The sequence below is a fragment of the Blautia sp. JLR.GB0024 genome, from assembly GCF_037000545.1.
GTDB lineage: Bacteria > Bacillota > Clostridia > Lachnospirales > Lachnospiraceae > Blautia > Blautia celeris.
On the sequence record NZ_JBANBF010000001.1, the window covers coordinates 815416 to 837847 of the forward strand.

General features: G+C 49.9%; 18 protein-coding genes. All 18 read left to right on the forward strand.

Going from position 1 to position 22432, the window contains the following annotated elements:
* Positions 1–38 precede the first annotated feature (38 nt).
* Positions 39–533 carry an rRNA maturation RNase YbeY gene (ybeY, locus tag V8Q34_RS03740; protein WP_033142433.1) on the forward strand — a complete coding sequence of 165 codons (495 nt, stop codon included), beginning with the start codon at positions 39–41 and terminating at the stop codon, positions 531–533.
* A 17-nt stretch (positions 534–550) separates the two neighbouring features.
* Positions 551–1798, forward strand: a complete 1248-nt coding sequence (locus tag V8Q34_RS03745; RefSeq protein WP_052099591.1) for a DUF3048 domain-containing protein — start codon at positions 551–553, stop codon at positions 1796–1798.
* Between the two features lie 112 nt (positions 1799–1910).
* Entirely contained in the window at positions 1911–2402 is a 492-nt protein-coding gene (locus V8Q34_RS03750) for a hypothetical protein (protein WP_335834852.1), read from the forward strand.
* 75 nt (positions 2403–2477) lie between these two features.
* Positions 2478–3320 (forward strand): glutamate 5-kinase, encoded by an 843-nt coding sequence (gene proB, locus V8Q34_RS03755; protein ID WP_033142431.1) that lies wholly within the window; start codon positions 2478–2480, stop codon positions 3318–3320.
* A 39-nt stretch (positions 3321–3359) separates the two neighbouring features.
* Positions 3360–3581: a DUF896 domain-containing protein gene (locus V8Q34_RS03760; RefSeq protein WP_033142430.1), complete on the forward strand. Its 222-nt coding sequence runs from the start codon at positions 3360–3362 to the stop codon at positions 3579–3581.
* Between the two features lie 235 nt (positions 3582–3816).
* Positions 3817–5274 (forward strand): tRNA (N6-isopentenyl adenosine(37)-C2)-methylthiotransferase MiaB, encoded by a 1458-nt coding sequence (gene miaB, locus V8Q34_RS03765; protein ID WP_335834853.1) that lies wholly within the window; start codon positions 3817–3819, stop codon positions 5272–5274.
* Positions 5275–5280: 6 nt separating this feature from the next.
* Complete coding sequence (mutS, locus tag V8Q34_RS03770; protein ID WP_335834854.1) at positions 5281–7956, forward strand: DNA mismatch repair protein MutS; 2676 nt, start codon at positions 5281–5283, stop codon at positions 7954–7956.
* Positions 7950–10265: a DNA mismatch repair endonuclease MutL gene (mutL, locus tag V8Q34_RS03775; RefSeq protein ID WP_033142427.1), complete on the forward strand. Its 2316-nt coding sequence runs from the start codon at positions 7950–7952 to the stop codon at positions 10263–10265. The genes mutS and mutL overlap by 7 nt, the downstream gene beginning before the upstream one ends.
* A 9-nt stretch (positions 10266–10274) precedes the next feature.
* The gene (gene miaA, locus V8Q34_RS03780; protein WP_033142426.1) at positions 10275–11264 is read left to right on the forward strand and encodes a tRNA (adenosine(37)-N6)-dimethylallyltransferase MiaA; all 990 of its coding nucleotides are present in this window, start codon (positions 10275–10277) and stop codon (positions 11262–11264) included.
* Positions 11218–12516, forward strand: coding sequence for a methionine gamma-lyase family protein (locus V8Q34_RS03785; protein ID WP_033142425.1), 1299 nt, complete (start codon positions 11218–11220; stop codon positions 12514–12516). The genes miaA and V8Q34_RS03785 overlap by 47 nt, the downstream gene beginning before the upstream one ends.
* A 4-nt stretch (positions 12517–12520) precedes the next feature.
* Positions 12521–13720 carry an NAD(P)/FAD-dependent oxidoreductase gene (locus V8Q34_RS03790; RefSeq protein ID WP_033142424.1) on the forward strand — a complete coding sequence of 400 codons (1200 nt, stop codon included), beginning with the start codon at positions 12521–12523 and terminating at the stop codon, positions 13718–13720.
* A gap of 15 nt (positions 13721–13735) precedes the next feature.
* On the forward strand, positions 13736–15328 hold the full coding sequence (locus V8Q34_RS03795) for an FAD-dependent protein (RefSeq protein ID WP_033142423.1): 1593 nt from the start codon (positions 13736–13738) through the stop codon (positions 15326–15328).
* Positions 15329–15423: 95 nt separating this feature from the next.
* The gene (gene radC / locus V8Q34_RS03800) at positions 15424–16122 is read left to right on the forward strand and encodes a RadC family protein (protein ID WP_335834855.1); all 699 of its coding nucleotides are present in this window, start codon (positions 15424–15426) and stop codon (positions 16120–16122) included.
* A gap of 61 nt (positions 16123–16183) precedes the next feature.
* A complete protein-coding gene (locus V8Q34_RS03805) occupies positions 16184–17173 on the forward strand; it encodes a rod shape-determining protein (RefSeq protein WP_054353440.1) in 990 nt (329 codons plus the stop codon).
* A 59-nt stretch (positions 17174–17232) separates the two neighbouring features.
* Positions 17233–18090: a rod shape-determining protein MreC gene (gene mreC, locus V8Q34_RS03810; RefSeq protein ID WP_033142445.1), complete on the forward strand. Its 858-nt coding sequence runs from the start codon at positions 17233–17235 to the stop codon at positions 18088–18090.
* Positions 18091–18624, forward strand: coding sequence for a rod shape-determining protein MreD (gene mreD / locus V8Q34_RS03815; RefSeq protein ID WP_081960454.1), 534 nt, complete (start codon positions 18091–18093; stop codon positions 18622–18624). It begins immediately after the preceding gene.
* Positions 18609–21503, forward strand: coding sequence for a penicillin-binding transpeptidase domain-containing protein (locus tag V8Q34_RS03820; RefSeq protein WP_033142420.1), 2895 nt, complete (start codon positions 18609–18611; stop codon positions 21501–21503). Before mreD ends, V8Q34_RS03820 begins: the two co-directional genes overlap by 16 nt.
* A 120-nt stretch (positions 21504–21623) precedes the next feature.
* Positions 21624–22412, forward strand: coding sequence for a septum site-determining protein MinD (minD, locus tag V8Q34_RS03825; protein ID WP_033142419.1), 789 nt, complete (start codon positions 21624–21626; stop codon positions 22410–22412).
* The last annotated feature ends 20 nt before the right edge of the window (positions 22413–22432 follow it).

The following is a 22432-nucleotide window of genomic DNA, read 5'->3' on the forward strand; positions in this document are numbered from 1 at the left end:
GAAACTCATACAAAAGAGAATAATGGGGAGGAAAATGTATGACACTGAATATTGACAAGGAATATCCCGGAAATGTGGATTTTGATTATGAGTCCATTGCCCGGCAGGTTGTGGAAGCAGCCCTGGATTCTGAAAACTGTCCCTATGAGGCCGAAGTGAGCTTAGTACTCACCACAGATGAGGACATCCAAAGAACGAACCGGGAATTCCGTGAGATAGACAGGGTGACAGATGTGCTGTCCTTTCCCATGCTGGATTATGATACACCGGGGGATTTTTCCTTCTTAGAGGAATCCGAGGACGCATTCCATCCTGAGACAGGGGAGCTGATTTTAGGGGATATTATGATCGCAGTGCCCAGAATGCTTCAGCAGGCCGTGCAGTACGGACATGGCGCTGTACGGGAATTTGCGTTTCTTGTAGCCCACAGCATGCTGCATCTGATGGGCTATGACCATATGTCAGAGGAAGAGGCTGCTGTCATGGAAGCAAAACAGGAGGCCATCCTTGAAGGGCTTGGAATCCGCAGATAAGAAATTGGAGGAAAATTATGAGAACAAAAAAATATCTCGCATGGCTGCTGGTGGGAGCTGTCTGTGCGTCCACACTGCTTGCAGGATGCGGGAAAAAGAAAGAGGCTGAGAAAAAGGAGATTCCGCAGGAGACGGTAGAGGAGCCTGAGGAAAAAGAAGAGGTCAAGGAGATTGTACTGCAGCCAAAAGAACCGGAGACGGAACAGATCCCTGAGGGCATGATGAAAAGTTACCTGACAGGAGAGTATGTAAGTCCTGCCATCGGACAGAGAAGGCCCGTGGCTGTTATGCTGAACAATATCCAGGCAGCGGTCCCCCAGGCGGGAATTGCCAATGCAGGTGTTGTGTATGAGGCACCTGTGGAGGGCGGTATTACCAGGCTTATGGGTATTTTTGAGGATTACGACAATCTGGAGAAAATCGGCTCTGTGAGAAGCTGCAGGGATTACTATATTTTCTATGCCATGGAATTTGAAGCGATCTACGCTCATTATGGACAGGCGGCTTACGCCCTTCCCTATCTGGAACTGCCGGAAGTCAATAATCTAAGCGGCCTCTCAGGATACGGTGCGGATGTCTACTACCGTACTACAGACCGTGTGGCACCCCACAACGCATACACAAGCTTTGCGGGACTGCAGAAGGGAATTGAGATCAATGCCTACAGCCAGGAGTATTCCCCGGAGTACAAGGGACATTTCCAGTTCGCATGGGTGGGCAAGGAGACAGCTCCCGCAGGGGGCACACCCGCAACCCTGATAAAGCCCCATTACTCCGTCAATGACCCGTGGTTTGACTATAACGCGGAGGATAAGCTTTACTACCGTTCCCAGTACGGGGAACCGCAGATTGACGAGCTGACAGGCAGCCAGCTGGGCTACAAAAATGTCATCCTCCAGTATTGCCCTTGGGAAAATTATGACGATAACGGATATCTGAACATCAACGTGATGGCAGGAGGAAGCGGCAAGTATATCACGGAAGGTCAGGCCATTGACATTACCTGGAAGAAAGATTCCGAATGGGAACCGACCCATTACTACGATGCCGGTGGCAATGAGATCACCCTGAATCCCGGAAAGACCTGGATCTGCATTATCCAGGATACCAATGCGGACCAGGTGGAAATCTCAGGCCCGGAACCGGCAGCCCCGGAAGCTGCTGAGAATCCGGATGCAGCGGAAAACCCGGATGCGGCACAGGGAACAGAAGCGCCCGCAGAGACTCCGGAAGATACCGGTGCAGCCGAAGTGCCCGCCCAATAAGAAAAATCTCTGCTGCGCTTTTGAAAATGCAGGGAATAACTGAATAAAGTGGAAAAAAAGGCCGATACTAATATTCATAGATAGTTTATATGAATAAAGGAGTGATTCTTTCATGAAAAGAATTTTTTATAGTATCGGCCTTGTCTTTGCCATTTTTTTCCTGAGCTGCGGGTTTTTCCTGAGTTATCAGCTCACATCTCTGAGAGACAGGATGAACCGGCTGGAACAGGAGAGTGCTCTGATGGGAAAGCAGGTCTCCGCCAATCCGTTTTCCAGGGACAGTGACTATGTCTTTGAATCCTTCAATTCGGATACAGGCAAACTGGTGAAGGAACGTTACCGGGTATCCTCCTACGCTGATGACCAGGTGGTTCTGCGGCAGGAGCTTGGCGATGTGTCCGCATCCGATCAGGAGACACGCTACTGTGTCCGTATGGAAAACGGCAGCCTGGTCGTTTATCTGGAAGATGGAAAGGAAGTCTTTGAGTACACGGACATCCCTCTGGAAGCACTGCCAAGCGAGGAACAGGCGGAGGTGCTGGGAGGCAAAGAAATCGTGGGGACAGATGAACTCTACAGCTTCCTTGAGAATTATTCCAGCTAAAGAAAAAGCCGCTCTGGACGAACTCTTAAAAATGGTGTAATATAAGAGAACATGAAAATGATGGAGTGATCAATGATGAACATAAGAGAAAAATTAAAAGATAAAAAAAGAGTCGTAGTAAAAATCGGCTCCTCCTCCCTGACCCATGAGCAGACAGGACGTTTAAATCTGACAAAGCTGGAGATTCTGGTCAGGGAACTGGCAGACCTTCACAACCAGGGCAAGGATGTGATCGTGGTTTCCTCCGGTGCCATTGCGGTGGGAAGAAGCGCCATGGGCATCCACAGGCGTCCCGATGAACTGGCGGAGAAGCAGGCATGTGCTGCAGTGGGCCAGGCAAGGCTTATGATGATTTATCAGAAGCTATTTTCTGAGTACAACCAGACCGCAGCCCAGGTGCTCATGACAAAGTACACCATGATCAATGCCGCCACCAGAGTCAATGCCATGAACACCTTTAACAAGCTGTTTGACATGGGAGCCATTCCTATTGTAAATGAAAATGACACCATCTCCACAGATGAGATCGAGTTCGGTGACAACGACACCCTTTCCGCTCTGGTAGCAGCCCTGGTGGACGCGGACATGCTGATCCTGCTGTCCGACATTGACGGGCTTTTCACGGATGACCCCAACCAGAACCCGGATGCCGAATTCATTGACGTAGTGGAGAAGATAGACAGCCATCTGGAGAAGATGGCAAAGGGCAGCACCGGCAGCTCTGTGGGAACCGGAGGCATGGCGACCAAGCTCACCGCCGCCCATATTGCCACCAGCGCAGGCGCTGACATGGTGATCGCCAACGGAGAGGATTTCCACGTGATACATAAAATAATGCAGGGAAGAAACCATGGCACTTTGTTCTTAGCGGACAAAAAAGAAGGCTTTTACCTGGATGACATTATCCAGAAGCTGTGATGCCGCCCCTTTGAGACCATAAGAGAGGAGACCATACACATGAAACAGGAACAGATCGACAGGATCAACGAGCTTGCAAGAAAATCAAAGGTCACAGAACTGACCCCGGAAGAGAAAGAGGAGCAGAAAAAGCTCCGCACAGAATATATTGCCACCATACGCATGAACATGCGCGCCCAATTGGACAATATTGATATCCAGGAAAAAGACGGAACCGTCACAAACTTAGGCACGAAATACGGACTGAAAACAAAGCATTAAGGGCAGCAGGCAGATTTGCAGATTTGCCGTATACATAGAGAAAAGGGTTGAATGTATGACAAATTTTGATACATTCCGCCCTTTTTTCCGTTTCCGTTCCGATATTATGTAAATTTTAATGATTGAAAATTAAAATCCGTTATAGTAAAATAAGTCGTGAATGTTTAAAACGTGTATAAGAGCAGTGACAAGGAATCGTGAATGCTTTGATTTTGCATTTTGGAAAGGATATGGAATGAATCAGAAAAATTTGGAAGAAATTCTGGGAAATATAGATGCAGGCGGCGAAGCGCCGGCTAAGGAGCCGGACCGCCAGTATTATTTCATGAAAAAAGCACAGGCGCTGGTGAAAGAAAAAAGTGAAGAGCTGGGCCGTCCTCTGACCTTCTGCGTCAATACCTTCGGCTGTCAGATGAATGCCAGAGACTCGGAAAAACTGGTGGGTGTGCTGGAAAATATCGGATATGTGGAGAAGCAGGATGAAGATGCGGATTTTGTTATTTTCAACACCTGTACCGTCCGTGAGAATGCCAACCACCGTGTGTACGGCCGTCTGGGCCAGCTTCATGCCAGGAAAAAGAAAAATCCCCACATGATGATCGCCCTCTGCGGCTGTATGATGCAGGAGGCTCACGTGGTGGAAAAGCTGAAAAAGAGCTACTCTTTTGTAAATCTCATTTTCGGCACACACAATATTTATAAATTTTCAGAGCTGATCGTAAACGCCCTCACTTCTGACCGCATGGTCATAGATATCTGGAAAGACACGGATAAAATCGTGGAGGACCTGCCCGCGGAGCGGAAGTATTCCTTCAAATCCGGTGTCAATATTATGTTCGGATGCAACAACTTCTGCAGCTACTGCATTGTTCCCTATGTGCGCGGCCGTGAGAGAAGCCGAAGCCCGAAAGATATTGTAAGAGAGATTGAACAGCTTGTGGCAGACGGCGTTGTGGAGGTAATGCTTTTGGGCCAGAACGTAAATTCCTATGGCAGGAACCTGGAAGAACCCATGACATTTGCACAGCTTTTGCAGGAAATTGAAAAGATAGAAGGGCTTCGCCGTATCCGCTTTATGACCTCACATCCAAAGGATTTGTCGGACGAGCTGATCGAGGTGATGAAAAACAGCAAAAAAATCTGCAGACACCTTCATCTGCCCCTGCAGTCAGGCAGCAGCCGCATCCTGAAACTGATGAACCGAAGATATGACAAGGAACAGTATCTGGCCCTTGTGGAGAAGATTCGTGCCGCAGTGCCGGATATTTCTCTTACCACGGATATTATCGTTGGATTTCCCGGTGAGACAGAGGAGGATTTTCAGGAGACCATGGATGTGGTGGAAAAGGTGCGCTATGACAGTGCCTTTACCTTCATTTATTCCAAGAGGACCGGAACGCCCGCTGCTGTCATGGAAGACCAGATTCCCGAGGAGGTCATAAAAGACCGTTTTGACAGGCTTCTTGTGCGAGTGCAGACCATAGGCAGGGAAATGTCTGCCAGAGACACCGGAACCGTACAGGAGGTTCTGGTGGAGGAACAGAATGAACACGATAAAACCCTTATGACCGGAAGGCTTTCCAACAACTTACTGGTGCATTTTCCGGGAGACAGCTCTCTGATCGGCAGTCTGGTCCGTGTGCGGCTTGATGAGTGCAGAGGATTCTATTACATGGGTACGAAAGTAGGATGACAATATATGGGACTTACATTTAAAGACGTGGATGTGGCATCACTCTCACCGATGATGCAGCATTACGTGAAGACCAAAGAGGAAAATAAAGACTGTATTATATTTTACCGCCTGGGCGACTTTTACGAGATGTTTTTTGACGATGCGGTCACAACATCCCGGGAACTGGAACTGACCCTGACCGGTAAGGACTGCGGCCTGTCCGAGCGGGCGCCCATGTGCGGCGTCCCCTACCACGCGGCAGAAGTCTACATAAACCGTCTGGTGGGGAAGGGCTACAAGGTGGCGATCTGCGAGCAGATGGAGGACCCCAAGGAAGCCAAGGGGATGGTGAGAAGAGAGGTCATCCGCGTGGTCACACCGGGAACCAATCTGAATACCCAGGCACTGGATGAGACAAAAAATAACTATATTATGGCAGTTGTCTATCTGTCCAACCGTTTCGGCATCGCTATTGCGGATGTGACCACCGGTGATTTTATGGTGACAGAGGTGGATAAGATCCGAACCCTTCTGGATGAGGTATACAAGTTCTCACCGGCGGAAATCATCTGTAATGAGGCATTCTGTATGAGCGGCGTGGACCTGGAAGAGATCAGGAACCGGCTGAACATCTCCCTGTATCCGCTGGAGAGCTGGTACTTTGATGATGACCTGTGCGTGAGAACCCTGAAAGAGCATTTCCGTGTGGGGACACTGGAAGGCCTGGGACTGAAGGATTATGAATGTGCTGTCATCGGAGCAGGCGCCCTTTTGACCTATCTGCTGGAAACACAGAAAAATTCCCTGGAGCATATGCGTGCCATCACCCCATACATCACAGACCGTTTCATGGTCATTGACAGCTCCTCCAGAAGGAATCTGGAACTGACGGAAGCCCTCCGGGAGAAAGTGAAGAGGGGTTCCCTTTTGTGGGTTCTGGACAAGACAAAAACTGCTATGGGAGCCAGAATGCTGCGCTCCTTTATTGAGCAGCCCCTCATTGACGAGGATGCCATCAACCGGCGTCTGGATGCCCTGGAAGAGATCAATTCCAGAGAAATGGACCGGGAGGAGATAAGGGAATATCTAAATCCCATTTATGATATGGAACGTCTGATCGGGCGTGTCAGCTATCAGTCCGCCAATCCACGGGATATGATCTCCTTCAAATCCTCCATCTCCATGATCCCGTATATCAAACAGCTTGTCAAAAGCTTCTCCACAGAAGAGATGCAGTGCGTCTATGAGGATATGGATGACTTAAGAGATCTGTATACCCTTCTGGAATCCGCCATTGTGGAGGAACCGCCTCTTGCCATGAAGGAGGGCGGCATCATCAAAGATGGTTATAATGAAGATGTGGACCATTTCCGCGAGGCCAAAACAAAAGGAAAATCCTGGCTGGCGGAACTGGAGGCCGAAGAGAGGGAAAAGACAGGCATCCGCAATCTGAAGATCAAATACAACAAGGTATTCGGCTATTATCTGGAAGTGACCAATTCTTTTAAGGATATGGTGCCGGAATATTATACCAGAAAGCAGACCCTCACCAATGCAGAGCGCTATATCACTCCAAGACTGAAGGAGCTGGAAGATATGATCCTGGGGGCAGAAGATAAGCTCTACGCCCTGGAATACGAACTTTTTGTGAATGTGCGCAATACCATCTCCAGGGAGGTGGAGCGGATCCAGCGGACAGCCAAGGCCATAGCCAAGCTGGACACCTATATCTCCCTTGCGCTGGTGGCATCCAGGAACAATTACGTCCGCCCCAAGATCAACACAAAGGGCGTCATTGACATCAAAAACGGCCGCCACCCGGTGGTGGAAAAAATGATTCCCAACGACATGTTCATCCCCAATGACACATACCTGGACAACAGCAAAAACAGAGTATCTGTCATCACCGGCCCCAATATGGCAGGTAAATCCACATATATGCGCCAGACCGCCCTGATCGTCCTGATGGCACAGATCGGTTCCTTTGTGCCTGCCGAAAAGGCCAATATCGGCATTGCGGACCGTATCTTTACCCGTGTGGGCGCTTCCGATGACCTGGCAAGCGGTCAGAGTACCTTTATGGTGGAGATGACCGAGGTTGCCAATATTCTGCGGAACGCCACGTCCAGAAGTCTTCTCATCCTGGATGAGATCGGGCGCGGAACCAGCACCTTTGACGGACTTTCCATTGCCTGGGCAGTCATTGAATATATCAGCAACACGAAGATTCTGGGGGCCAAGACACTTTTCGCCACCCATTACCATGAACTGACAGAACTGGAAGGCAAACTGGCCGGTGTGAACAATTACTGCATTGCCGTGAAGGAGCGCGGAGACGACATTGTCTTTCTGCGGAAAATCGTAAAAGGCGGCGCGGACAAGAGCTACGGTATCCAGGTGGCAAAGCTGGCCGGTGTGCCGGATGTGGTCATTGAAAGGGCAAAAGAGCTGGTGGAGGAACTGGTCAGTGCGGACATCACTGCAGCGGTCAAGGATATCGCCTCGGAAAATAAAAAGACGAGGACAAAGCCCCAGATACATCTGGATGAACTGGACTTAGAGCAGATATCCCTGTTTGACACCGTGAAGGATGATGATGTGCTGGAGGAACTGAAAAATATTGATGTCTCTAATTTAACACCCATTGACGCGCTGAACACAATTTATAAGCTTCAGAACAAACTGAAGAACAGATGGTGATAGAATTGAGAAAAATTGCTGTTTTAGATCAGAATACTATAGATAAAATAGCGGCCGGCGAGGTGGTGGAACGCCCCGCCTCCGTGGTGAAGGAGCTGGTGGAGAATGCCATCGACGCCGGTTCCTCCGCCATTACCGTGGAAATCAAAGAGGGCGGCATCTCCTTCATACGTGTGACCGACAACGGCGGCGGCATGGTGCGGGAACAGGTGCCCCTTGCTTTTCTGCGCCATGCCACCAGCAAAATTGAGAAGGTGGAAGACCTGATGCGGATATCCTCCCTGGGATTCCGCGGTGAGGCTCTGTCAAGCATTGCAGCAGTCGGACAGGTGGAGCTGATAACCAAAACACCGGAAGCCCTCACAGGTGTGCGCTATCTCATAGAAGGCGGAAAAGAAAAGTCTCTGGAGGAGATCGGCGCGCCCTGCGGCACTACCATAATTGTCCGCAACCTGTTTTTCAACACGCCGGTCAGGGCAAAATTCTTAAAGACAGCCATGACAGAAGCCGGTTATGTGAGTTCCTATATGGAACAGCTCGCTCTGTCCCATCAGGACATCTCTTTTAAATTCATGGTAAACGGACAGACAAAGCTTCACAGCTCCGGCAATGCCAGCCTGAAGGATGTCATCTACGGCATTTACGGCAGGGATATAGCCCGTGAGGTAACCGCCGTGAAGTATGAAAAGAACGGGATTTCCATAGAGGGATTTGCGGGAAAGCCTGTCATTGCAAGAGGCAACCGAACCTTTGAAAATTATTATATTAACGGCAGATATGTAAAAAGCAAGGTGCTCATGAAGGCCATAGAGGATGCCTATAAGCCCTATATGATGCAGCATAAATACCCCTTTGTCTGCCTGCAGTACAACATTCAGGGAGATGAGGTGGATGTAAACGTACATCCCACAAAAATGGAAGTCCGGTTTCAGAACCAGCAGGCTGTTTATCAGGCCACTTATGAGGCGCTCACTTCTGTGCTGGCGCACAGGGAACTGATCCCCGACATTGATTTTGACCAGGGAAAGGACAAGGAGGAGCAGGAACGCGGCGGCAGAAAACCAAACGGCCCGGAACCCTTTGAACAGAGACGAAGAGCAGGCATTTCCAATACACCGCAGAAGCAGAAATCACACATTTACACACCACAGCAGAATACCGGTTTTATAGCAGAGGAAAAACGTCCGTATAAGTACGGAACGGGACCTGAGACTTCAAAATCCGGTTCCGAACGGGGGACCGAAGGTGTTGTGCCCGCTCCCCTTCCTGCAGGCGTGCGCCCCGCTGTTGTACCGTCCTCCCCGGATGCGGATATTCGGCCTTCCGTAAATACTCCGCCTTCCGGCATCGGTGTGCGGCCAGCCACAACTTTCCCTGCACCCGAACATGGAGCGCAGGACATTTCCAACATGAACGCAGAAGAACCGTCATCCATTGCCATAAAGTCTGCAAATGGAACCAAGGCATCAATTGCTGTGCAGCCTGCGAATGAAGCGATGCCTTCAAATGACGCACAGTCTGCAAATGAAACATCACCATCAAATGCCGCACAGCCTGCAAATGAAACATCACCATCAAATACTGCACAGCCCGCCGATGAAATACAACCATTGCCGCAAACCGCAGCAGCAGACCCGGCGGCCACAGCGGTACAGGAGTCAGTATCCGTAATACCGGAAAGCCCCCGGCAGATGGAGCTGTTTGACGACCGGCTTCTCTCCAAAAAAGCCAGACTGCGCCACCGCATCATCGGCCAGCTTTTTGACACATACTGGCTGGTGGAATACGATGAGAAATTTTACATCATTGACCAGCACGCCGCCCACGAAAAAGTGCTTTATGAGCGCTTCATGAAAGAATTCAGCCAGCGGGAGATCATCTCCCAGATGGTAAGTCCACCGGAGATCATCGCGCTCAGTCTTCAGGAGGCAGAGCTTTTAAAAGAGCAGATGGAGATATTTGAACAGTTTGGCTTTGAGATTTCTTCCTTCGGCGGCAGGGAATACAGCATCAGCGCTGTTCCGGCCAATCTGTACGGCGTCACGGTTCAGGAACTGTTCATAGAGATTCTGGACAGCCTGGAAACAGAGGGCAGGAGACAGACCCCTGAACTGATAACCCACAGAATCGCCACAGCCGCCTGCAAAGCCGCTGTAAAGGGCAACCAGATGCTCTCCGTCCCGGAAGCGGACAAACTGATCGACGAGCTTCTGGGACTGGAAAATCCTTATCACTGCCCGCATGGAAGACCCACCATTGTCTCCATGACAAAATACGAACTGGAAAAGAAATTCAAACGGATTGTGTAGGTGAATAGCTTGAAAAAACCTTTGATCATACTGACCGGACCTACGGCGGTGGGCAAGACCCACCTGTCTGTCCGGCTGGCTCACGCTGTTGGCGGGGAGATCATCTCCGCGGATTCCATGCAGGTATACCGCCATATGGATATCGGTTCCGCCAAGATCACGAAAGAAGAGATGGACAACATCCCCCATTATCTCATTGATGTGCTGAATCCAGAAGAGGAGTTCCATGTGGTCCGGTTCCAGCAGATGGCAAAAGAGGCCATGGCAAAAATTTACGCCAGGGGAAAGATTCCTATTTTAACCGGCGGTACAGGATTTTATATCCAGGCCGTGGTAAAAGACATTGATTTTTCCGAGGACACGGAAAAAAGCCCGGTGAGACAGCAGCTTGAGCAGGAAGCCAGGGAAAAAGGAGCCGCCTGGATGCACGGACGCCTCCGGGAAGTCGACCCTGCCTCCGCAAAAAAAATACATGAAAACAATATAAAACGTGTCATACGTGCCCTGGAATACTATGAACTGACAGGAGAACGCATCTCCGAACACAATGAGCGGGAGGCAGAGAAAACTTCCCCGTACAATACAGCCTACTTTGTCTTAAACGATGACAGAGAGAAACTTTATGCCCGTATTGACCAGCGGGTAGATGAAATGCTGGATGCCGGTCTGGTCCCTGAAGTAAAAAAACTTAAAAACATGGGCTACACCAAAAATATGGTCTCCATGCAGGGCCTTGGATACAAGGAGATCCTGTCCTATCTGGACGAAGAGATCACCCTGGAGGAGGCAGTCTACATTCTGAAAAGAGATACCCGCCATTTTGCCAAGCGGCAGCTTACCTGGTTCCGCAGGGAAAAAGACGTGATATGGGTAAACAAACCGGAATTCTCCTACAATGAGAATGCCATTTTGGAATACATGCTGAAAATATGTAAGGAAAGAGGAATTTGTGATGCAGGAAATGAATGCAGTGTACCGGGAACTGGGAATCAGCAGTGAGGTACTGGCATATGGAAATAAAATAGAACAGGAACTGAAGGAACGCTTTGCAGCCATCGACGATAACGCGGAATATAACCAGATGAAGGTGCTCCTGGCAATGCAGAAAAACAAAGTCAGCGAGGCATGTCTCTACGCCTCCAGCGGATACGGATACAATGACCTGGGAAGAGATACCCTGGAAGATGTATATGCAGACGCTTTCCACGCGGAGGCAGCACTGGTACGGCCCCAAATCGCCTGCGGCACCCATGCCCTTGCGGTTGCTCTTTCCGGCAACCTGCGCCCCGGTGATGAACTCTTCTCCCCTGTGGGCAAGCCATATGACACCCTGGAGGAGGTCATCGGCATCCGCCCGTCCAGAGGCTCCCTGGCAGAATACGGAGTCACCTACAGACAGACGGACCTGCTTCCTGACGGCAGCTTTGATTATGAAAACATCAAAAAGGCCATTAATGAGAAGACAAAACTGGTCACGATCCAGCGCTCCAAAGGATACCAGACCCGTCCCACATTGTCTGTGGAACGCATCGGAGAACTGATCGCGTTTGTAAAGAATATCAAGCCGGATGTCATCTGCATGGTTGACAACTGCTACGGTGAATTTGTGGAACGCATAGAACCCACTGACGTAGGTGCGGATTTGATCGTAGGTTCCCTCATCAAGAACCCCGGCGGCGGCCTGGCCCCCATCGGCGGTTATATTGCGGGCAAAAAAGAATATGTGGAAAATGCGGCTTACCGTCTCACCTCTCCCGGTCTCGGAAAAGAGGTCGGTGCCACTCTTGGCGTGAACCAGCCCTTCTTCCAGGGCTTCTTCCTGGCACCGACCGTGGTGGCCGGAGCGCTGAAAGGCGCTGTCTTTGCAGCCAATATCTATGAGCGCCTGGGCTTTGGAGTGGTACCGAACGGAACGGAAAGCCGCCATGATATTATTCAGGCAGTTACCTTCGGTGTACCGGAAGGCGTCATAGAATTCTGCAAAGGCATTCAGGCGGCAGCACCTGTGGACAGCTATGTGGAGCCGGAACCCTGGGCTATGCCCGGATACGACAGCGATGTCATTATGGCGGCAGGCGCCTTTGTACAGGGTTCCTCCATTGAACTGTCCGCGGACGGCCCCATTAAGCCTCCTTACGCCGTATATTTTCAGGGCGGTCTTACCTGGTACCACGCAAAACTGGGAATCCTCATGTCCTTACAGAAACTTATAGATAAAAAAATAGCGGTACTGCCAATACAGGAGGCATAGATCCATGGAGAAAAAAACTGTCTGCATCATCGGCGGAGGCGCTGCCGGACTGGTAAGCGCCATCTTCGCCGCCAGAAACCACGCATCCGTTATTCTGCTGGAACAAAATGAAAAACCGGGAAGAAAACTTCTGGCCACAGGAAACGGCAGATGCAATTTAACAAACACTTACCAGCACCCCTCCTGCTACCACGGCAGGCACCCGGAATTTGCCTGGGAGGTCATACAGCAGTTTCCCATGCAGCAGACAGTGGCCTTTTTTTCCAAGCTGGGTATCTACACCAGGAACCGTGACGGCTACCTTTACCCCGCGAGTCTGCAGGCATCCAGTGTGCTGGAGGTTCTGGAAGCGGAGGCCCGTTATCTGAAAGTGAAGATCAAATGCAGGGAACAGGTAACAGATATCTGTGCATGCCCGGACCGGGAGCAGGGCAGATGGCTGGTCAAAACCGCGTCCTGGCAGTATCCCGCCGACAGTGTGATCATCGCCTGCGGTTCACCGGCATCTGAGATTGCAGGCTCCTGTACTTTCGGGTACGAGCTTGCAAAAAAGCTGGGCCATACGCTTATAAAACCGCTCCCCGCACTGGTGCCTCTGGTCTGCAAAGGCAGCTTCTTTAAAAAGTGGGCAGGCGTCCGCGCAGAGGGCTGCGTCTCCCTTGCCGTTGACCGCCGGATTTTCCGGGAGGAGAGAGGCGAGCTGCAGCTCACAGAATACGGCGTCTCCGGAATCCCGGTCTTCCAGCTGAGCGGCTATGCGGTGCGGCTTCTGGATGAGGGTGTGCCCGTACGGCTTTTGCTTGACTTTATGCCGGATTTCACAGAGGAAGCCCTGGAGGCATTTCTGAAAACCCGTATGGATAACTGCCCCTACAAGACTTTGAAGGAAAGCCTTGTGGGACTTTTTCCGAAAAAACTCATTGATGTGCTGACTCAGGATGACAAGACTGACACAGCATCTCTGGTACAGAAAATCAAATGCCTGGAACTGGATGTCAAGGGGCCTCGTTCCCTCGGGCAGGCGCAGGTATGCTCCGGCGGCGTTTCCACAGAGGAGTTATCCGCAGGAACCATGGAATCTTCCCTTCATCCCGGTATCTTTTTCGCGGGGGAAGTGGTGGACACAGACGGTATCTGCGGAGGATATAACCTGCAGTGGGCCTGGTCCAGTGCAGCCATGGCAGGCACTCATGCCGCTTTATAACAGAAAGGTAGATACATGCTCACCATACAACAATTAAAGCTTCCGGTCTCACACACTGAAAACGAACTGGAAAAAAAGATTATAAAAACATTGAAAATAAAAAAAGAAGAGCTTCTTTCCTGGTCCATCCGGAAACAATCCCTGGATGCCAGAAAAAAGCCGGATCTTTTTTTCGTATATACCATTGACGCAGAGGTAAAAAAAGAGAGCACTGTCCTTAAAAGAGTTGACCATAAAATTGTTATGTCAACCAAAAGAGTGCCCTATACCTATCTGCACACGGACAACAGAGACAGACTGCAGCGCCCGGTAGTTGTGGGCAGCGGTCCGGCAGGTCTTTTCTGTGCCTATTATCTGGCTCGTGCAGGTCTTTCTCCCCTTGTCATCGAACGGGGGGACGATGTGGACAGCCGCATGAAAAAAGTACAGTCCTTCTGGGACGGCAAAGCTTTGGATACAGAATCCAACGTGCAGTTCGGGGAGGGCGGTGCGGGAACCTTTTCTGACGGAAAACTGAACACCCTGGTCAAGGACCCTGCAGGCAGAAACCTGGAGGTCCTCCGTCTCTTTGTGGAATGCGGAGCACCGGATGAAATCTTGTATGTGCAGAAACCCCATCTGGGCACGGATCTTCTGGTGACGATTGTAAAAAATCTCAGAAAAAAAATCGAAGCGCTGGGCGGTGAGATCCGTTTCCGAAGTGCACTGACCGGTATCCATACAGAAAAAGGACAGCTTACGGGCATTGAGATCAATCACCGAGAACAGCTTTCTGTTTCCACACTGGTCCTCGCCGTGGGGCACAGCGCCCGGGATACGTTTTCCCTTCTGGAGAAAAGCGGATTTTCCATGCAGGCCAAAGCCTTCGCAGTCGGACTGCGCATTGAACATCCCCAGACGCTCATCAACCAGTACCAGTACGGCTGCAGAGAACATGAAACCTTAGGGGCGGCAGCCTACAAGCTAACCCACAAGGCAGCGGGGGGAAGGGGTGTGTACAGCTTCTGCATGTGTCCCGGCGGCTATGTGGTCAATGCCTCCTCAGAGGAGGGCATGCTGGCAGTCAATGGCATGAGCTACCAGGACCGCGCCTCAAAAAACGCCAATAGTGCCATGATCGTCACCGTAACACCTGACGACTACGGAAATACCGGCCCCCTTTCCGGCGTGGAATTCCAAAGAGAGTTAGAACGGGCCGCCTGGCGTCTGGGCGGAGGCAGAATTCCCCTCCAGCTTTTCGGTGATTTTAAGGAGAACCGTAAGAGTACCGGACTTGGACAGATCACTCCCTGCCTGAAAGGAGACTGGTCCTTTGCCAATCTAAGAGAACTTCTGCCCGCCGGTATCAGCAGCGCCCTGCAGGAGGGAATCACATATTTTGACCGCATGATCCCCGGCTTTTCCAGGGATGACGCAATTCTCACCGGTGTGGAGAGCCGTACCTCCTCCCCTGTGCGCATAGAGCGAAATGCAGAGATGGAGAGCAGTATCCGCGGTGTTTATCCCTGTGGGGAGGGTGCCGGATATGCGGGAGGAATCACCTCAGCAGCCATGGACGGCTTAAAAATTGGGGAAGTAATTGTGAAAAAAGTGATAAATTTTTGTTAAGGCATATACATCGTTTTTAATCTGTGCTACAATTAAATCTGCTAAATTTTTTTATGATGCCCATACCATGCTGAAGAGAGTATGTGGAAAATCATATGAATGACAATAGAAAAATCAAAGAAATACCAAATGAAAACCGGCCATACGAAAAGTGTCTGAAGCTTGGAGCTCAGGCACTGACTGATGAAGAACTGCTGGCAGTGCTTTTGCGCTCCGGCTCAAGCGGCAACTCCTCACTGGAGCTTGCAGGGGAGGTGCTACACCTTTCCCGGGACAAAGAAGGCCTGCCCGGCCTTCACCAGCTGAGCCTCCAGCAGTTAAAAAGTATACGGGGAATCGGAACAGTGAAAGCCGTACAGCTCAAATGTATCGGTGAACTTTCCAAGAGGATTGCAGTCTCTGTGGCAGAAAAGGGTGTTTCCTTTGATCATCCGGCATCCATTGCCAATTTCTACATGGAGCAGCTCCGCCATCAGGAACAGGAGCTGCTGCTTTGTATGATGCTGGACTGCAAAAATCATCGCCTGGGGGAAGAAACTGTTTTTAAGGGGACTGTGAATATGTCCCTGGTAAACCCGCGGGAAATTTTTCTTGCCGCTCTTTCCTATCACGCGGTGGGAATCCTGCTGGTACACAACCATCCAAGCGGAGACCCGACCCCAAGTAAGGCGGATCTTAACATTACGAAGAGAGTTCAGAATGCCGGCGCAATGCTGGGCATCCCGCTTCTGGATCACATCATTATCGGAGACTGCCGTTACATAAGCTTCCGGGAGCAGGGTTTATTTGAATAAATAGATATATAGAAAGAACGCGCAGCGGGCTTTCTTGGTCATAAATAAAGGGGAGCACAATATGCCATTTCATAAAACGTTCGGTGTGGATTTAGGCACCAGTATGGTGAAAATCTATTCCTGCCAGCAGGACACCATCTTAACGGAAAAGAACATGATTGCCATTCGGAACGGAAAACAGATCCTGGCCACAGGCAATGATGCTTATGAGATTTTTGAAAAAAACCCCTCAAATGTCTCGGTCATCACTCCCATGACATTCGGCAAAATTGCAGATATCAACCATACGGAGATGGTTCTGCATTCGCTTCTGGAGAAAGCGGGCGCCGGTACGGTTTTCGGAAATACACTGTACCTTGCAGTTCCCGCAGATTTATCCGAGATAGAAAAGAGGGCCTACTATACAATAGGAAATTCCAGTAGAAAAAATAAGATATATATGGTAGAAAAGACCATCGCCGATGCGGTAGCGCTGGGAATACCCATCAACAAGACAAAAGGCTCCATGGTGGTAAATATCGGGGCGCAGAGCTGTGAGATCTCTGTCATTGAAAAGGGCAGAGTGGTTCTGAGTAAAATTGTGGAGATCGGCGGTAAGCAGTTAAATGAATCCATACAAAATATGGTTCGCCGCCGGTGCAATCTGAATATCGGAAGCCGTACTGCCAGGCGTCTGAAATTCTCCCTGGCCTACTTAAAAGAAGACAAAAAAGAGGCCAGGAAAGTGGTGGGAGTGGACAGCCTCACGGGTCTGCCCCAGGAGGGTGTCGTGTCTTCCCGAATGGTTTATGAGGCCATTTTAGAGCCTCTTGGCACTATCTGCGAGGAAATACGCTTTTTTCTTGAGCGGACGCCGCCCCAGATTCGCCAGAATATTTCCAGGGAAGGCATCAATCTCACCGGAGGCACTACAAAAATTCCGGATATCGAATGGTTCATCAGCAGACAGACAGGACAAAAAGTCTGTCTGTCACGGTTCTATGATCTGTGCACCATATACGGTATTAAGGAGATCATAGGAAGCAAGTCTCTCAGAAAATGGGTGAAATAACAGAAAGCACATCCCGTGGACTTTCTGCTGACATGAATAAAAAGCTGAGGTTTTATAGAATGAAAAAAAAGCATGATTGGAACATAAAAAGTAAACACATCCTGGTTGTGATGATTCTGGTGTGCATCAGTTTGATGCTCCTCACCTTCGCAGGAAAATTTCCGGCCGCACCGGTCAGGAAGGCAGCCAGCTACGCCGTTGTACCTTTCCAGAACGGCATCAATAAAGTAGGAACCGCCCTAAGCGATATGACCTCCGGCTTCCGCAATAAAAAAAAGCTGGTGGAGGAGAATAAAAAGCTTCAGAGCAAGGTGGATGAACTCACCGCTGAGAACAGCCGCCTGACCCAGTCCATCAGTGAACTGGACCGTCTGAAAAAGCTTTACGACCTTGACAAAGAGTACAGCGAGTACGACAAGGTAGGCGCTGAGGTCATCAGCAAGAATTCCGGCAACTGGTTTTCCACCTTTACCATCAATAAAGGCAGCGATGACGGCATCCAGAAAGACTGCAATGTCATTGCAGGAAGCGGACTGGTCGGCATAGTCACAGAGGTGGGGAAAAACTGGGCAACCGTTCGGTCCATCATTGATGACACCAGCAACGTGGGTGCCATGACCATGACCACCTCCGACACCTGCATTGTTTCAGGTGACATGCGTCTGATCGATGAGGGCAAACTGCAGTTTATCCATCTCAAAGACCAGGACGATAAAATACAGGAAGGCGAAAAAATTGTTACATCCGCAGTGAGCGACAAATTTCTGAAGGGAATTCTGATAGGATATGTAAGTGAGATAGAAGAAGACCCCAACAATCTTACTAAGACAGGAACTCTGACACCTGCGGTGGACTTTGAACATCTGCAGGAGGTACTTGTGATCAAAGAACTGAAACAGCAGAAGGGAGATTCATAAATGAGAATTCAAAGGAAAGTGGTAACCCTCCTTCTGATTCTGATCTGTGCCATCCTTCAGGGAACCCTTTTCAAGGCCCTTTCCATCGGCTCCATTTCGCCGAACCTGCTGTTGATTCTGACCATTTCCTTTGGCTTTATGCGGGGAAAGAAAAACGGCATCTGGATTGGATTTTGCTGTGGCTTACTGAAGGATCTGCTCTCGGACGGACTGCTGGGCTTTTACGCCTTAGTCTATCTGTGTATCGGCTACGCGGCGGGCTGCTGCTGCAAGCTGTTTTATGACGAGGAGCTGCGTGTTCCCATCATACTCACGGCTGCAGGCGATCTGGTTTACGGCGGCCTGGTTTACGGGATGCAGTATCTGATGCGGGGACGCGTACAATTTTACTATTATTTCGGAAGGATCATCATCCCGGAAATGATCTATACGGTTCTTATGACTGTTCTTCTCTACAGGTTACTCTTTAACATTAACAAGCGGCTGACAGAACTGGAAATGAAGGAGAGAGATTCTATTTGGTTAAGAAAATAAAAAACTTTTTAAAGAAAATTTGTATCAAACGTACCACTGTGCTGTTTCTGGTATTCATTCTTATGTTTTTCATCCTGATACAGCATCTTTTCAAACTACAGATCATAGAGGGAGACGAATACGCCGACAACTTTAATCTGAGCACCACAAAAACACGTACCATCAAGAGCACCCGCGGAAATATCCGTGACCGGAACGGCCAGCTTCTTGCTCATAACCAGTTGTCCTATTCCATTATATTGGAGGATAACGGGACCTATGACTCCAACCGGGAGAAAAACCTGACCCTCAATTATGTGGCCTATTCCCTGATGAAGATTCTGGAGGCCAACGGCGAGTCCCTGGACACCTCCTTTCACATTGTGGTGGATGAAAACGGGGAATATGCCTTCGACGCCACGGATTTCACACTGAACCGTTTTAAGGCCGATGTCTACGGACAGGCTAAGATCGATTCCCTGGAAGAAGACCAGCTGAATGCTTCCGCCAAAAAGATCATGGATTATCTGTGCAGCGCGGAGCGCTTCGGCCTTGTAAATAAAGATGACCCGTACACAGCGGAAGAGCTGAAAAAACATGACCTGCCGGAATCCTTCACCCCGGAGGAAACCCTGGCCATTGTCCGCATCCGTTATGCGCTGTCTGCCAACAGCTTCAAAAAATATGTGCCGGCCACCATCGCCACCAATGTGAGCGAGGAGACCGTTGCCATGGTAATGGAGAATAAGGACAAGCTGCAGGGCGTTGATATTATGGAAGACTCCATCCGCGTGTATGACGACGGCGTGTATTTTGCCCCCATTATCGGATACACCGGCAAAGCCTCCGCAGAGGAATTGGAAGAGTTAAAAAAAGATAATGCGGACTACTCCACAGATGCTGTGATCGGCAAAACAGGAATTGAGCAGTACATGGAGACCACCCTGCAGGGAAAAGACGGGCAGGAGCAGGTAACGGTTGACAACCTGGGCAAAGTACTGCAGATCAATGAGGATTCCAGGATTGAGCCTGTATCCGGTGATGATGTTTACCTGACCATTGACAAGGACCTGCAGGAGCTGGCTTATCATGTACTGGAGCAGAAGATCGCAGGTATCCTTTCCGATAATATTATTATGGCTAAGGAGTTCGACCAGGATTCCACCAACAATGATACCAGCAACATCCGGACACCAATCTATGATGTATATAATGCCCTGATCGGCAACAGCGTCATAGATACCAGTCACTTTAAGGAAGAAGATGCCTCTGAGACTGAGCAGACCATCTACGGCCTGTTCACCCAGAAACAGGCAGAGGTCTTTGAATCCATCCGGCAGGAGCTGACCGCTGCTGCACCGGAGGCCTATAAGGACCTTCCAAAAGAAATGCAGGAGTATCAGAGTTATATTGTCAACGATTTCCTTATGAACAAAAAGGGAATCCTCTCTCTGGACGCCATAGATGCTTCGGACCCGACCTATATCGCATGGACAAAAGACAGTTCCATCAGCTTAAAAGAATTTCTGACTTACGCGGCAAGCCAGAACTGGATCGATATCTCCCAGTTCTACGCGGAGGGAGATTATCTGGATTCCACAGAAGTGTATAATGCACTTTCCGAATATCTGACAGAGTCCCTGACAAATGATTCGGAATTCTCCAAGATCATATATAAATACATGATCCTGTCGGATACCATATCCGGAAACCAGCTCTGTCTGGTTCTCTTTGACCAGGGAATTCTTGAGGCTGACGAGGAGACCTATAACGCCCTTGCCTCCGGACAGAAGAAATCCTATGATTTTCTGAAGGAGAAGATCAGCAGTCTGGAGATCACGCCGGCACAGCTGGCCCTTGATCCCTGCTCCGGCTCTCTTGTGATGACAGATGTAAATTCCGGGGAAGTGCTGGCCTGTGTCACCTATCCCGGATATGACAATAACCGTCTGGCCAATCAGATGGATGTAGATTATTACGCGAAGCTTTCCCTTGACCTTTCAAGGCCCTTCTTTAATAAGGCCACACAGCAGAAGACTGCACCCGGTTCCACATTTAAAATTGTGACGGCAGTAGCAGGAATGGAAGAGGGACTTGTGGACGATAATTATGGTGTGACCTGTACCGGTGAATTTACAAAAGTTACGCCGCCCATCAAGTGCTGGCTGCACACCGGACACGGCTATCTGGGAATACAGGGGGCCATCAAGAATTCCTGTAATACCTTCTTTAACCAGGTGGTCTATGACCTGGGCACGGACTCCGACGGGAATTTCTCGGATTCTCTGGGACTTGAAAAGCTCCGCAAATATGCAGAACTGTTCCAGCTTGACCAGAAATCGGGCCTTGAGATCACAGAGGCCGAACCGCAGATCACAGACGAGGCTGCCGTGGCATCTGCCATCGGACAGGGTACCAACAACTACACAACCTCACAGCTGGCGCGCTACGCCACCACAATCGCAAGCCGGGGAAACATTTATTCGTTGTCCCTTCTTGATAAAGTTACAGACTCCAAAGGAAACCTCATCGAAGACTACACACCGGAGCTGAAGGCTACTATGGATATTCCCAACAATGAATGGGATATCATCCACGCAGGAATGCGGGAAGTAGTAGAAAACAATGATGCCTTCCAGGATTTTGATTACCCGGTATCCGGTAAGACCGGTACCGCCCAGGAGGTTACGACCCGGCCCAGCCACGGACTTTTCATCGGATTTGCTCCATCGGACAATCCGGAGATCGCCATGGCAGTCCGCATTGCCAATGGTTACAGTTCCACCAATGCGGCAGCAGTAGCAAAAGATGTAATCAGCTATAAGTACAATCTTGTGGATAAAGATGCGATCGTGACCGGAACGGCATCCGCAGGCGGAAGTACACAGCAGACAGACTAAACCTTTTTTGAGTCTTGAAAATACGCATGAAAAGTAAAGGCGGTTAATACCGCAGTTTCGCAGCGGTTCAGCTTGTCTGAACTGTTGCGCGGTTTCAAAAAGGATTTAGGAGGATAGGATATGAGTGAAATTATTGTAGTGACTTCCGGAAAAGGCGGGGTCGGAAAAACCACCGTTACGGCAAATCTGGGCCTTGGACTTGCAAAGCTCAACAAAAAGGTTGTCGTGGTGGACACAGACATCGGGCTTCGGAACCTGGATGTGGTTCTGGGGCTTGAGAACAGGATTGTCTATAACCTGATCGATGTCATTGAGGGGAGCTGCCGTATGAAGCAGGCGCTCATCCGGGACAAACAGTGTGACAATCTCTGCCTTCTGCCCTCGGCCCAGACCAGAGACAAGACAGCTATCACGCCTGAACAGATGATTAAGCTGACAGATGATCTGTCAGAAGAATTTGACTATATTCTGCTGGACTGCCCTGCAGGTATTGAACAGGGCTTCAAAAACGCCATTGCAGGGGCGAACCGGGCCATTGTGGTAACCACACCGGAAGTCTCCGCCATCCGTGATGCTGACCGTATCATCGGGCTTCTCCAGGCAAATGAAATGCCAAGAGTACAGCTTATCATCAACCGTCTGCGCATGGATATGATAAGACGCGGGGAGATGATGTCCGTGGAAGATGTCACGGAGATTCTGGCAGTGGAGCTTCTGGGCGCGATCCCGGATGACGAGGCTGTGGTCATTGCCACGAATCAGGGGGAACCTCTCTGCGGGCAGGATTCCATGTCAGGACAGGCATTTTTGAACATCTGCCGCAGGATAGCGGGAGAGGATGTACCTTTCCTGAATTTCCAGGCAAAGCAGGGTGTATTCAAAAGGCTGTCCGGTATCTTTAAAAAATAATAAGGTAAGGGAGGGCCTGC